This is a genomic window from Klebsiella sp. GB_Kp056 (genome assembly GCF_040064755.1).
In the GTDB taxonomy this organism is placed as follows: domain Bacteria; phylum Pseudomonadota; class Gammaproteobacteria; order Enterobacterales; family Enterobacteriaceae; genus Klebsiella; species Klebsiella quasipneumoniae.
In genome coordinates this window covers 147,937-161,179 of the sequence record NZ_JBEAJA010000056.1, presented here as the reverse complement: position 1 = coordinate 161,179, position 13,243 = coordinate 147,937, and the positions used below count along the sequence as shown (strand labels likewise).

The 13,243-nt window shown below is 57.3% G+C and carries 13 protein-coding genes; 7 read left to right on the top strand and 6 right to left on the bottom strand.

Translation table 11 applies throughout. The features are described from left to right. Positions 1 to 140 precede the first annotated feature (140 nt). The gene (locus ABLV52_RS18615) at positions 141 to 1,067 is read right to left on the bottom strand and encodes a LysR family transcriptional regulator (protein ID WP_060590115.1); all 927 of its coding nucleotides are present in this window, start codon (positions 1,065 to 1,067) and stop codon (positions 141 to 143) included. 88 nt (positions 1,068 to 1,155) lie between these two features. On the opposite strand from ABLV52_RS18615, the gene ABLV52_RS18610 reads away from it, so the two are divergent. After that, positions 1,156 to 2,154: a bile acid:sodium symporter family protein gene (locus ABLV52_RS18610; protein WP_023290588.1), complete on the top strand. Its 999-nt coding sequence runs from the start codon at positions 1,156 to 1,158 to the stop codon at positions 2,152 to 2,154. On the opposite strand, the gene ABLV52_RS18605 is transcribed toward ABLV52_RS18610, so the two are convergent. From ABLV52_RS18605 to zipA, 3 genes are all read right to left on the bottom strand, one after another. After that, on the bottom strand, positions 2,151 to 2,369 hold the full coding sequence (locus ABLV52_RS18605; protein ID WP_004202007.1) for a DUF3820 family protein: 219 nt from the start codon (positions 2,367 to 2,369) through the stop codon (positions 2,151 to 2,153). The two genes, ABLV52_RS18610 and ABLV52_RS18605, sit on opposite strands and share 4 nt — an antisense overlap. 1 nt (position 2,370) lies before the next feature. Next, complete coding sequence (ligA, locus tag ABLV52_RS18600) at positions 2,371 to 4,386, bottom strand: NAD-dependent DNA ligase LigA (RefSeq protein WP_348890741.1); 2,016 nt, start codon at positions 4,384 to 4,386, stop codon at positions 2,371 to 2,373. Between the two features lie 69 nt (positions 4,387 to 4,455). Continuing rightward, complete coding sequence (gene zipA / locus ABLV52_RS18595; protein ID WP_348890740.1) at positions 4,456 to 5,514, bottom strand: cell division protein ZipA; 1,059 nt, start codon at positions 5,512 to 5,514, stop codon at positions 4,456 to 4,458. Positions 5,515 to 5,744: 230 nt separating this feature from the next. Here zipA and cysZ point away from each other — a divergent pair, with 230 nt between their 5' ends. From cysZ to crr, 5 genes are all read left to right on the top strand, one after another. Then, a complete protein-coding gene (gene cysZ, locus ABLV52_RS18590) occupies positions 5,745 to 6,506 on the top strand; it encodes a sulfate transporter CysZ (protein ID WP_023290591.1) in 762 nt (253 codons plus the stop codon). Between the two features lie 173 nt (positions 6,507 to 6,679). Beyond that, positions 6,680 to 7,651 carry a cysteine synthase A gene (cysK, locus tag ABLV52_RS18585; protein ID WP_023290592.1) on the top strand — a complete coding sequence of 324 codons (972 nt, stop codon included), beginning with the start codon at positions 6,680 to 6,682 and terminating at the stop codon, positions 7,649 to 7,651. A gap of 380 nt (positions 7,652 to 8,031) precedes the next feature. After that, a complete protein-coding gene (gene ptsH, locus ABLV52_RS18580; RefSeq protein ID WP_002913505.1) occupies positions 8,032 to 8,289 on the top strand; it encodes a phosphocarrier protein Hpr in 258 nt (85 codons plus the stop codon). A 44-nt stretch (positions 8,290 to 8,333) separates the two neighbouring features. After that, positions 8,334 to 10,061 carry a phosphoenolpyruvate-protein phosphotransferase PtsI gene (ptsI, locus tag ABLV52_RS18575; RefSeq protein WP_004201998.1) on the top strand — a complete coding sequence of 576 codons (1,728 nt, stop codon included), beginning with the start codon at positions 8,334 to 8,336 and terminating at the stop codon, positions 10,059 to 10,061. 42 nt (positions 10,062 to 10,103) lie between these two features. Then, on the top strand, positions 10,104 to 10,613 hold the full coding sequence (gene crr, locus ABLV52_RS18570; protein WP_000522253.1) for a PTS glucose transporter subunit IIA: 510 nt from the start codon (positions 10,104 to 10,106) through the stop codon (positions 10,611 to 10,613). A 40-nt stretch (positions 10,614 to 10,653) separates the two neighbouring features. Here crr and ABLV52_RS18565 read toward each other — a convergent pair whose 3' ends face one another. Then, on the bottom strand, positions 10,654 to 10,893 hold the full coding sequence (locus ABLV52_RS18565; protein WP_348890739.1) for a cytoplasmic protein: 240 nt from the start codon (positions 10,891 to 10,893) through the stop codon (positions 10,654 to 10,656). Then, a complete protein-coding gene (gene pdxK, locus ABLV52_RS18560) occupies positions 10,890 to 11,756 on the bottom strand; it encodes a pyridoxine/pyridoxal/pyridoxamine kinase (RefSeq protein ID WP_023290594.1) in 867 nt (288 codons plus the stop codon). Before pdxK ends, ABLV52_RS18565 begins: the two co-directional genes overlap by 4 nt. A gap of 82 nt (positions 11,757 to 11,838) precedes the next feature. Here pdxK and ptsJ point away from each other — a divergent pair, with 82 nt between their 5' ends. After that, entirely contained in the window at positions 11,839 to 13,137 is a 1,299-nt protein-coding gene (gene ptsJ, locus ABLV52_RS18555) for a transcriptional regulator PtsJ (RefSeq protein ID WP_064157295.1), read from the top strand. The last annotated feature ends 106 nt before the right edge of the window (positions 13,138 to 13,243 follow it).

The following is a 13,243-nucleotide window of genomic DNA, read 5'->3' as shown; positions in this document are numbered from 1 at the left end:
GCAGTTGACTTTTAATCAATTGGTCGCAGGTTCGAATCCTGCACGACCCACCAATGTAAAAAGGCGCCCTAAAGGCGCCTTTTTGCTATGCGCGGAACGCACGCTCTGGCCACGAGCCTCCCCGTGGCGATAAACCGCTATCAACGCTGATACAGCGGATCTTCAACCCTGGCGGCGGTGAGATTCTCCCCTTCTTCTCGCACGATTTCCCATAAGGCCTGGGCGGCGGTCGACAGCGAGCGATTTTTCCGGCATGCCAGCATCAGCTGCCGCTCCATTATCGGAGTGAGTCGCTTCACCGCCAGATGGCTTCCCTGCGGTAACGGCAGCGCCAGCGCCGGCAGTACGCTGATGCCAATTCCCGACTCCACCATCGGAAACAGCGTTGCCGGATGGCCAATCTCCTGCACAATGTTCGCCCGGACAGCCAGCCTGCTGAGAGCCGCATCAATCAGCGGACGGCTGCCGGAGGCATAGTCCTGCAGGATCAGTCTCTCATTCTGTAGCGCCTGCCATGGCACTTCAGTCAGGCTGGCAAAAGGATGATCCTCCCGGCAGAGCAGCAAAAAAGGTTCCGCCAGGACCACTTCACATTGCAGGTCCGCCGCCGGGCCAGGGTCAATCACAATGCCGAAATCCACTTCCCCCTGGCGAATACTCTCCAGCACCCACTGCTGAGGCCGGTCGTGCAGGACGAAATCGATATCAGGATAGCGACGATTGCTGTGGGCAATACACTGGGGAATAAGGTGGGCGGAAATCGTCTGACTGGCGGCAACCTTGACGGTGCCGCTCAGCTGCTGGCCTACCCGACCGGCATCGCGCAGCGTCACCGCCAGCTCATCGAGCAAACGCTCCAGCCTGCCTGCCAGCTGCTGACCCGCCTCGGTGAGGACCACCTCCCGGGTGGTACGGTCGAGGAGACGGACCCCGGTCTGATGCTCCAGCTCCTTGACGCTGTGGCTGACGGCCGACTGGCTTAAGCCAATCATCTCCCCCGCCCGGCTAAAGCTCCTGGCGCGGGCGACGGTAACAAATACTTTTAACTGACGCAGAGAGTAATTCATCTTATTTATTCATGAATAGATGCAATAAATCAATTTTATTTCTCAAATCAAAAAAAGCACAATAACGCATCTCTTTTCAGGAGCGTTTATGAAACTTTTCCGCATTCTCGATCCGTTTACGGCAACCCTGGTCACCGTTGTTCTGTTGGCCTCATTCTTCCCGGCCCGTGGCGCTTTCGTCCCCTTCTTTGAACATCTGACCACCGCCGCCATCGCCCTGCTGTTCTTTATGCACGGCGCCAAACTCTCCCGGGAGGCAATTATCGCCGGCGGCAGCCACTGGCGTTTGCATCTGTGGGTGATGTGCAGCACCTTTATTCTCTTCCCGGTGCTGGGGGTCCTGTTTGCCTGGTGGGCGCCGGTGAAGGTCGATCCGATGCTCTACAGCGGCTTTATTTATTTGTGCATTCTGCCGGCCACCGTGCAATCCGCCATCGCCTTCACCTCGCTGGCCGGAGGCAACGTCGCGGCGGCGGTCTGCTCAGCCTCGGCCTCCAGCCTGTTGGGCATCTTTGTTTCACCGCTGCTGGTGGGTGCCCTGATGAACCTTCATGGCGCAGGCGGTAGCCTCGAGCAGGTCGGAAAGATCATGCTGCAGCTGCTGTTGCCTTTCGTGCTCGGCCATTTATCGCGGCCGTGGATCGGCAACTGGGTGGCGAAGCATAAGAAGTGGATTGGTAAGACCGACCAGACCTCGATTCTGCTGGTGGTTTACTCCGCCTTTAGCGAAGCGGTGGTGAACGGCATCTGGCATAAAGTGGGTCTGGGATCGCTGCTGTTTATCGTGGTGGTCAGCCTGGTGCTGCTGGCCATCGTCATCGCGGTCAATGTGTTCGTCGCCCGCCGCTGCGGCTTTAACAAAGCCGATGAAATTACCATCGTCTTCTGCGGTTCGAAAAAGAGCCTGGCCAACGGCATCCCGATGGCCAATATTCTCTTTCCGACCTCCATCCTCGGCATCATGGTGCTGCCGCTGATGATCTTCCATCAAATCCAGCTGATGGTCTGCGCGGTGCTGGCGCGGCGCTATAAACAGCAAACCGATGCGCGTCTCGCTCAGGAAAAGGCCAACGCCGCCAAAGCTTAACGCGCTTTCTTCAGGGGCTGGACCAGATCGCTCAGCCCCTCGCTTTTAATCAGCAGGGTCAGCGCCATCAGCTCGCCGAGATGGCCGGCAGGGAATTGATCCTTGCGCGCAAACCACAATAAATACTCCTCCGGGACATCGATTAAACGACGCCCCTTGTATTTACCGAACGGCATCTCAGTATTGGCGATCTCGACCAGCTGCGCTTTATCCACGTTATTCTCCCAGCAGACGCATCATTTCGGCTTCGTCAATCACCTCGATGCCGAGCTCCTGCGCTTTCGCCAGCTTAGAACCCGCCGCTTCGCCAGCAATCACCAGATCGGTCTTCTTCGATACGCTGCCCGCCACCTTCGCCCCCAGCGCCACCAGACGCGCTTTGGCGTCATCCCGCGACAGCTGACTGAGGCTGCCGGTCAGGACGACGGTTTTGCCTGCAAACGGGCTGTCAATCTCTTCCGCCGTCACCACCACCGGCGCCGGCCAGTGAACCCCTTCCGTCAGCAGCTGCGCGATGACATCGCGGTTGCTCTCTTCGGCAAAGAAGTTGAAGGTATGGGTGGCGACCACAATGCCGACATCAGGGACCTTCTGCAGCTCCTCAATGGAAGCCTGCTCCAGGGCCTCGAGGGTGCCGAAATGCGCCGCCAGGCCCGCCGCCGTCGCTTCTCCTACCTCGCGAATGCCTAAGGCGTAGAGGAAACGCGCAAAGGTTGTCTCTTTGGCTTTCTCGAGAGCGTTGACCACGTTTTGCGCGGACTTCGGCCCCATCCGATCCAGCCCGGTCAGTTTCCCTGCGGTCAGCCGGAACAGATCCGCCGGGGTATGGACGTACTCTTTCTCCACCAGCTGGTCGATGATCTTGTCGCCCATGCCGTCAACGTCCAGCGCGCGACGGGAGACAAAGTGCTTGAGCGACTCTTTACGCTGCGCGCCGCAGATAAGGCCGCCGGTACAGCGGGCTACCGCCTCGCCTTCCACTCGCTCAACGTCGGACTGACAGACCGGGCAGTGGGTCGGGAATTCAACATCCCGGGCATCTGCCGGGCGTTCGGAAAGCACCACGTTGACCACCTGAGGGATCACGTCGCCTGCCCGGCGAATCACCACCTTGTCGCCGATTTTCAAGCCTAAGCGTTCGATCTCATCGGCATTATGCAACGTGGCATTACTCACCAGCACGCCGGCGACATGGACCGGCTCCAGGCGCGCCACCGGCGTAATCGCCCCGGTGCGGCCCACCTGGAACTCCACGTCCCGGACGAAAGTCATCTGCTCCTGGGCGGGGAACTTAAAGGCCACGGCCCAGCGCGGCGCGCGGGCCACGAAACCTAACTGCTCCTGCAGCGCCAGCGAATCGACTTTGATCACCACGCCATCAATGTCAAAGCCCAGATGGGGACGATCTTCCTCGACTTTACGATAGTAAGTGAGCACTTCCTCGGGGGTATGACATAGGGTGACGCGATCGCTCACCGGTAATCCCCATGCTTTAAACTGCTGTAAACGGGCCGAGTGGCTGGCCGGCAGCTCACCGCCCTCCAGCACCCCAACGCCGTAGCAGAAGAAAGTAAGCGGTCGCTTCGCGGTGATGCGCGGATCCAGCTGGCGCAACGAGCCCGCCGCCGCATTGCGCGGGTTAGCAAACACTTTTCCGCCGGTGCGTCGAGCTTCTTCATTGATTTTTTCGAACCCGGCCTGCGGGAGGAACACTTCCCCGCGCACTTCCAGGCGTGCGGGAATATTATCGCCATGCAGCCTGAGCGGGATGGTGCGAATGGTTCGCACGTTAGAGGTAATATCCTCGCCGGTGGTGCCGTCGCCGCGGGTCGCCGCCTGCACCAGCACGCCGTTTTCGTAGAGAATGCTCACCGCGAGGCCGTCGAGCTTCAGCTCGCAGCAGTAGATGAGAGGGTCAGTGCTTTTCAGGCGATCCTGCACCCGCTTGTTGAAGGCCAGAAAGCTCTCTTCGTCAAACACGTTGTCCAGCGACAGCATCGGCACTTCATGGCGGATCTGGCTGAAGGCGGTCAGCGGCGCCGCCCCCACGCGCTGAGTCGGTGAATCCGGGGTAATCAGCTCCGGATGCTGTCTCTCCAGCTCGCGCAGCTCGCGCATCAGCCGGTCATACTCCGCATCGGGCACTTCCGGTGCGTCCATAACGTGGTACAGGTATTCATGATGGCGAAGCGTGGTTCGCAGTTCAGTCAGTTGTTGTTCGATCGGTTCCATATCACACCATCAATGATAAAAAACCCCCGACAGGCGGGGGTTGAGAAGGAGTTGAGATAACGCGCGACGTCAGGCGTTCGCGTCTTTCACTTCGCGAATACGATCCTGGTATTCACGCAGTTTTTGCGGCGTCATCATGCGACGCTGATCGTCAAGCACCACGCCGCCCACTTCATCGGCGATATACTGCGCAGACTGCAGCATCAGCTTGAAGTTCTGCAGTTCATCACCGTAGGAAGGGACCTGCATAAAGATAGTCACCCCAGGGGTCATCATATCCGCCATGCTGTCCGGATTGAAGGTCCCCGGCTTCACCATGTTGGCCAGGCTGAACAGTACCGGGCCGCTGCCGTCCGGGCTCAGATGGCGGTGGAAAATATTCATTTCACCAAACTTGAACCCGGCCTGCTGGATGCTATTGATAAGCACCTCGCCGTTAAGCTGCGCGCCATGGTGCGCGGCAACGTTCATCACGATGACCGTCTCTTTACGCTCTTTCGGCTGGGGCGCTGCAGGCTGCTGCGGCTCTGTCGGCTGCGGTTCAGCAACCGCGGGCTGCGGCGCGGCAACAGGCTGGGGCGCAGGCTGCTGCGGAGCGGCCGGTTGCGGCTGGGCGACGGTCGGGGTCACCGGCTGCGGCGCGACAGGCTGTTGCACAGCAGTTTGCGGCTGGTGTTGCGGCTGCGCGTGCGGCTGCGCGGGTTGCGGCTGTTGCCAGCCAGGCTGCGGAGCCGCATGCGGCGCAGACGGTTGTCCCTGCGGTTGTGCCGGGGCCTGGCGCGGCGGCGCCTGACGAACCGGTTCCTCAGGACGCACAGGCTGCTGCATCTGGCGCTCGTAAGGCGGCTGGTACTGGTGCTGCGGCGCCTGACGAGGGGCTTCATGCTCCCCATGCGCGCCGTGCGGAGCGTGAGTCACCGGATGAACGCGGACTTCACCTACGCCTTCAACATTATCATCAAAGTCGTCGTTTTCCGACTCATCGTCGCGCGACTTCATACGTTTCAGTGGGCGATCGCGAAACATCGAAGAACGTTCTTTACGGCTGGTCCAGAAACCATGTACCAGTAAAGCGATTATGGCGATCGCGCCAACAATGATTAATATCAGACGCAAATCCTGCATCATTATATTCTCTGTTGTTCTAACACCTTGCCACCACGGCAAACATTTACTCACTAAGAGTATTTGCCGATTACCTCAAGTGCAAGTGCGTCGGTCGCTTTCACCACATAAAGATGAACTAAATCGTGCTTTTTGCTGTTTTTTCGAACATTTCCTAACTGGTTATTGTCTGACGACCCGATAAAATAAGCGAGCATTCACACTGGATGTTCAAAAAGGAGCAATGCCTGGCTATGGTTTCATCATCCGCACCGACCCCGCGTAGCGGCGTATACTACTTTTCGCAGGGCTGGAAACTCATCAGGCTGCCGGGCATACGTCGTTATGTCTTCCTGCCTTTACTGGTTAACGTGCTGCTGATGGGCGGTGCTTTCTGGTGGCTGTTTACCCGTCTCGACAGCTGGATCCCTTCGCTGATGAGCCATGTGCCTGACTGGCTGCAGTGGCTAAACTACCTGCTGTGGCCGGTGGTGGTGCTGTCGATCCTGCTGGTGTTTGGCTATTTCTTTTCTACTATTGCCAACTGGATTGCCGCCCCGTTCAGCGGCCTGCTGGCGGAACAGCTGGAAGCGCGTCTGACTGGCGCCACCCCGCCGGACGTCGGCGTCTTTGGCATCATGAAGGATATTCCGCGCATCATGAAGCGTGAGTGGCAGAAGCTGGCCTGGTACCTGCCCCGCGCCATCGTGCTGTTGCTGCTCTACTTTATACCCGGCGTTGGCCAGACGGTGGCCCCGGTACTCTGGTTCCTGTTCAGCGCATGGATGCTGGCGATTCAATACTGCGATTACCCCTTCGATAACCACAAGGTCCCCTTCAGGACCATGCGCGAAGCGCTGCGCAGCCGCAAGGTGATGAATATGCAGTTTGGCGCGCTCACCAGCCTGTTCACCATGATCCCGGTGTTAAACCTGGTGATCCTCCCGGTGGCTATCTGCGGCGCCACCGCCATGTGGGTCGATTGCTATCGCGACAGACACGCCAGCTGGAAGTAACAGCAGCACCTCCCCTGGAGCGGCGAAAGCCGCTCCTTATATCTCGCTTATTCCTTCTTGATCATCATTATTTCCCTTCCGCATATAGATATGCTAAATCCTTACTTCCGCATATTCTTTAAGCGGGTATGCTGATGCCGTACCCCCAAATTTCATACAGTTAAGGACGGGCCATGAGTAAGATTTTTGAAGACAACTCCCTGACTATCGGTCATACGCCGCTGGTACGACTGAACCGCATTGGTAACGGCCGTATCCTGGCAAAGGTAGAATCTCGTAACCCGAGCTTTAGCGTAAAATGCCGTATCGGCGCCAATATGATCTGGGATGCTGAAAAGCGCGGCGTGCTGAAACCTGGCGTGGAACTGGTCGAACCGACCAGCGGCAACACCGGTATCGCCCTCGCCTACGTGGCGGCGGCTCGCGGCTACAAGCTAACGCTAACCATGCCGGAAACCATGAGCATCGAGCGTCGTAAGCTTCTGAAAGCGCTGGGCGCCAACCTGGTGCTGACCGAAGGCGCCAAAGGCATGAAAGGCGCCATTCAGAAAGCGGAAGAGATTGTCGCCAGCAACCCGGAAAAATTCCTGTTGCTGCAGCAGTTCAGCAACCCGGCTAACCCGGAAATCCACGAAAAGACCACCGGCCCGGAAATCTGGGAAGACACCGACGGTCAGGTGGATGTTTTCATCTCCGGCGTAGGTACCGGCGGTACGCTGACCGGCGTCAGCCGCTACATTAAAAACACCAAGGGCAAAAAAGATCTGTTCACTGTCGCGGTTGAACCGACCGATTCGCCGGTTATCTCCCAGGCGCTGGCGGGTGAAGAGCTCAAGCCGGGCCCGCACAAAATTCAGGGCATCGGCGCCGGCTTCATTCCTGGTAACCTGGATCTGAAGCTGGTGGACAAAGTGATCGGCATTACCAATGATGAAGCGATCTCCACGGCACGCCGCCTGATGGAAGAAGAAGGCATCCTCGCGGGTATCTCTTCCGGGGCCGCCGTTGCCGCGGCGCTGAAGCTGCAGGAAGATGAAGCCTTTACCAATAAGAATATTGTGGTTATCCTGCCTTCCTCGGGTGAGCGTTATTTAAGCACCGCGCTGTTTGCCGATCTCTTCACCGAGAAAGAACTGCAACAGTAGTGCCAGCTTGTAAATAATGTGTAAAAAAGCACCTTTTCAGGTGCTTTTTTGTGGCATACGTCAAAGTTTTACCCCTCCTGGCATTGATTCACCTCGTAGGGTCTGGTATTTAACCAGCACATTTATTTTGATGCGCGAAATTATTCAGAAGAGGATTTCCGCCAGCTGAATCGATTTTATGATTTGGTTCAAGTCTTCCTTTCGCGGCATAATGTTTAATGACGTGCTAGACGTCAATGGCCCGCAGGTCTTCGCAGCGCCAGGCGCTGCCGACGCCAAGGCCGGAAACGTAACGCCGGCGCTAACAATACAGGCTAAAGTCGAGTCGTTAGACTAGACTTTAGGTCCACAACACTAAACCTATAAGTTGGGGAAATATAATGTTCCAGCAAGAAGTTACCATTACCGCTCCGAACGGTCTGCACACCCGCCCTGCTGCTCAGTTTGTTAAAGAAGCTAAAGGCTTCACTTCTGAGATCACTGTAACCTCCAACGGCAAAAGCGCCAGCGCCAAAAGCCTGTTCAAACTGCAGACTCTGGGCCTGACCCAGGGCACCGTAGTAACCCTCTCCGCGGAAGGCGAAGATGAACAGAAAGCGGTTGAGCATCTGGTTAAACTGATGGCTGAACTCGAGTAAGTTCACGGGTTCTTTTTCATATCAGTCACAAGTAAGGTAGGGTTATGATTTCAGGCATTTTAGCATCCCCGGGTATCGCCTTCGGCAAAGCACTGCTGCTGAAGGAAGATGAAATTGTCATCGACCGGAAGAAAATTTCTGCCGATAAGGTTGATCAGGAAGTCGAACGTTTCCTGAGCGGCCGCGCCAAGGCCTCCGCCCAGCTGGAGGTCATCAAAACCAAAGCTGGTGAAACTTTCGGTGAAGAAAAAGAAGCCATCTTCGAAGGGCATATTATGCTGCTGGAAGATGAGGAGCTTGAGCAGGAAATCATAGCCCTGATTAAAGATAAGCATATGACTGCCGACGCGGCAGCCAATGAAGTTATCGACGGTCAGGCCACTGCCCTGGAAGAGCTGGACGATGAATACCTGAAAGAACGTGCGGCTGACGTACGTGATATCGGTAAGCGCCTGCTGCGCAACATCCTTGGTCTGGCCATCATCGATCTGAGCGCGATTCAGGATGAAGTCATCCTCGTCGCCGCCGATCTGACCCCGTCAGAAACCGCACAGCTGAACCTGAAAAAAGTGCTGGGTTTCATCACCGACGCGGGCGGCCGTACCTCCCACACCTCCATCATGGCGCGTTCCCTCGAACTGCCGGCCATCGTGGGCACCGGCAGCATCACGGCGCAGGTGAAAAACGGCGACTATCTGATTCTCGACGCGGTGAACAACCAGGTTCTGATCAACCCGTCCAACGAGCAAATTGAAGCGCTGCGTAATCTGCAGGCTCAGGTTGCGGAAGAAAAAGCCGAACTGGCGAAACTGAAAGATCTGCCGGCGATTACTCTCGACGGCCATCAGGTTGAAGTGTGCGCCAACATTGGTACCGTTCGCGACGTCGAAGGTGCTGAGCGCAACGGCGCCGAAGGCGTAGGCCTGTATCGTACTGAATTCCTGTTCATGGATCGCGACGCGCTGCCAACCGAAGAAGAGCAGTTTGCGGCTTATAAAGCGGTGGCTGAAGCCTGTGGCTCTCAGGCCGTTATCGTGCGTACCATGGACATCGGCGGCGACAAAGAGCTGCCGTACATGAACTTCCCGAAAGAAGAGAACCCGTTCCTCGGCTGGCGTGCTGTGCGTATCGCGATGGATCGTAAAGAGATCCTCCGCGATCAGGTTCGCGCCATCCTGCGTGCCTCCGCTTTCGGTAAGCTGCGCATTATGTTCCCGATGATCATCTCTGTTGAAGAAGTGCGTGCGCTGAAGAAAGAGATCGAAATCTACAAACAGGAACTGCGTGACGAAGGTAAAGCATTTGACGAATCCATTGAGATCGGCGTGATGGTGGAAACACCGGCTGCGGCGACCATTGCTCGTCATCTGGCCAAAGAAGTTGATTTCTTTAGTATCGGCACCAATGATTTAACGCAATATACTCTGGCAGTTGACCGTGGTAATGATATGATTTCACATCTTTACCAGCCGATGTCACCGTCTGTACTGAATCTGATTAAGCAAGTTATTGATGCTTCTCACGCTGAAGGTAAATGGACTGGCATGTGCGGTGAGCTTGCGGGCGATGAACGTGCTACACTTCTGTTGCTGGGTATGGGGCTGGACGAATTCTCTATGAGCGCCATTTCCATCCCGCGCATCAAGAAGATTATTCGTAACACGAACTTCGAAGATGCGAAAGTATTAGCAGAGCAGGCTCTTGCTCAACCGACAACGGACGAGTTAATGACGCTGGTTAACAAGTTCATTGAAGAAAAAACAATCTGCTAATCCACGAGATGCGCGGCCCAAATTACTGCTTAGGAGAAGATCATGGGTTTGTTTGATAAATTGAAATCTCTGGTTTCTGATGACAAGAAAGACACCGGAACTATTGAGATTGTTGCTCCCCTCTCCGGTGAGATCGTCAACATTGAAGACGTGCCGGATGTGGTTTTTGCGGAAAAAATTGTGGGCGATGGGATTGCCATCAAACCGACCGGCAACAAAATGGTCGCGCCGGTAGACGGTACCATTGGTAAAATTTTCGAAACCAACCATGCGTTCTCTATTGAATCTGATAGCGGCATCGAGCTGTTCGTTCACTTCGGTATTGATACCGTTGAACTGAAAGGCGAAGGCTTCAAGCGTATCGCTGAAGAAGGCCAGCGCGTGAAAGTCGGCGACCCGGTTATCGAATTCGATCTGCCGCTGCTGGAAGAGAAAGCCAAGTCGACCCTGACTCCGGTGGTTATCTCCAACATGGACGAGATCAAAGAGCTGATCAAACTGTCCGGTAGCGTGACCGTGGGTGAAACCCCGGTAATCCGCATCAAGAAGTAATATCTGCTGCATAAAAATGGCGCCGAAAGGCGCCATTTTTTTATATCGCGTGGGTCACCGGCTGATAGCATTTTTCGCGGGATAAGATACGCAATCCTTCCGGAGTGCTCTCCAGAATTCGCCGCTCGCTGTCAGAGACCAGCAGTTCACACTGATATCCACCGGCCAGGCCGAACAGCGACCGCGCCACGCAGGCTTCCTCCAGCGCCGCCTCCCCTGAAGTATCAAAATGACCAACAATGCGTCCCTGCTGACGGATTACTAATCGATAGCTTTTCATCTCTGTTTCTCCAGCGGAGGCAGGATTAGTTCGTCACATCCCTGCGCGGCAGTCCAGTTCATCACCTCCAGCACGCGCTGGGCGGCTGCCTCCGTCGCAGCACCCAGCGCCAGACCGGAAAGCAACCCGCTCACCAGCTCGGCGCAGAACAGATCGCCGGTACCCTTTAAATCCGTCTCCACCCGCGGGTGAACCACCACCTCCACCGCATCGGCCGTCACCACCAGCACATTGATCGTCGAATCAGCCTCTCCCGGCGCGCTGGTGATCACCACCCATTTGAGGCTGTCCGACAGCAGGCTACGCGCCGCGGCGACCGCCTCCGGCTGATTGCGACAGCGCTGGCCGCTCAGCGTCTCCAGCTCAAACAGATTAGGGGTGATCCCTTGCGCCAGCGGCAGCAGGTGCTGACGATAGGCGTCCGGGATCTCGGCCTTGACGTAGATGCCGCTGTCGACATCGCCAATCACCGGATCCACCAGAATACAGAGATCGGGATGGCGGTCGCGGACCCGCGTCAGCCACTGCGCCAGACGTTCAATTTGCACGGCGTTGCCCATATAACCGGTGGTCACCGCACGCAGTTCGCGCAACGCGTCACGCTCCTCCAGCGCCTGCAGGTACCCGACAAACCACTCCTCCGGGATAATGCCGCCATAGAACGTCTCATAATGGGGCGTATTGCTGAACAGCACCGTCGGCACCGCCAGCACGCGCAGACCGTGCTGTTTAATCGCCGGTACCGCGATGCTGTTCCCGACGCTGCCGTAGACTACCTGCGACTGCACGGCGACGATATCGACTTCCGACGCCCGGCTTTTGTCGTGAAAGAGCACTGATTGTATGTCATCTTGCTGGCCCATCTTTTCTCCCCCCGCTGGACAGCGGGTCACGCACTGATTATGATTCGTCCTATGCTAAATTTCATTTTGTCATAGGTCAATAATGTTTGCCGGAAAAACCGCCAGCGATATCTTCGATCATATCCGCCATCTGGTGCAAAGCGGTGGCTTGCAGCCCGGAGAGGTTCTGCCGCCGGTCCGCGAGCTCGCCAGCCAGCTTGCGGTGAATCGCAATACCGTCGCCGCCGCCTATAAACGGCTGGTCACCTCCGGGCTGGCCGTCAGCCAGGGACGGAACGGCACAGCTATCAAAGCACGGGATCCGCTGCCGGCGCTGGAAGGCGGTGACCCCACGACGCCGCTGAACGATCTTTCCAGCGGCAATCCGGACCCCGCCAGGCTGCCTGATTTACCACGCTATCTGGGCCAAATTGCCCGCACGCCCCGCCTGTATGGCGATGCCCCCATCGAGCCGCGGCTAGGAGAATGGGCTGAGGCATGGTTTGCCAGGGAGATAACCGTTCCCTTTGCCCTGAATCTCGCCAGCGGGGCGATTGACGCGCTGGAGCGTCTGCTGTGCGCCTTGCTGCTCCCCGGCGACGGCGTGGTGGTTGAAGATCCCTGTTTTCTCAGCAGCATCAATATGGTGCGTTACGCTGGCTTTACCCCCTGCCCGGTGGCGGTGGATGCCGAGGGGATGGATCCAGACGGGCTGGAGGAGGCGTTACGCAACGGCGCGCGGGCGGTGATCTTGACCCCGCGCGCGCACAATCCTACCGGCTGTAGCCTGACGGAAACCCGGGCGCATGCCCTGCGGGAGGTGCTGGCCCGCTATCCGCAGGTGCTGGCGATCGTCGATGACCATTTTGCCCTGCTGTCGGCCACGCCCTGGTTTTCTCCTCTGCCAGCGAGCACCCAACGCTGGGCGGTGGTGCGTTCGATGTCAAAAACCCTCGGGCCAGACCTGCGGCTGGCTTTTATCGCCAGCGATGTCGACACCTCCTCCGCGCTGCGTCTGCGGCTTAACGCCGGCAGCCAGTGGGTCAGCCATCTGCTGCAGGATCTGACGCTGGCCTGTCTCACCGATAAGGCGTTTATCGCCTCGATGACGGAGACCCGCCGTCACTATCGGCAACAGAATGAGAAACTGGCGGCAGCGCTGGCCCGGCACGGCGACAGTCATGCTGCGCCTGGCGATGGCCTCAATTTCTGGCTGCCGCTGCCAACGGCGAGCCAACCCTACGCCTTACGCCTGGCCCGGGCCGGCTGGCTGGTCCGCGAGGGGGAGGTGTTTGGCATCCGTACGCCCTCCCACGGGCTACGCCTGTCGCTGGGCCGCCTGAGCGACGCTGAGATTGCCCGCCTGGCGGCCGATATAGCCCAGGTGTTAGACGCCCCCTGATGCAGGCAGTGCGCCGAACGCATCGGGGAGGGATGGCAGCTGTCGACAAATTACTGAAAAATTAAACGAAAACAGGCGTAGTCTTACCTGCATGACCGGAACGTCG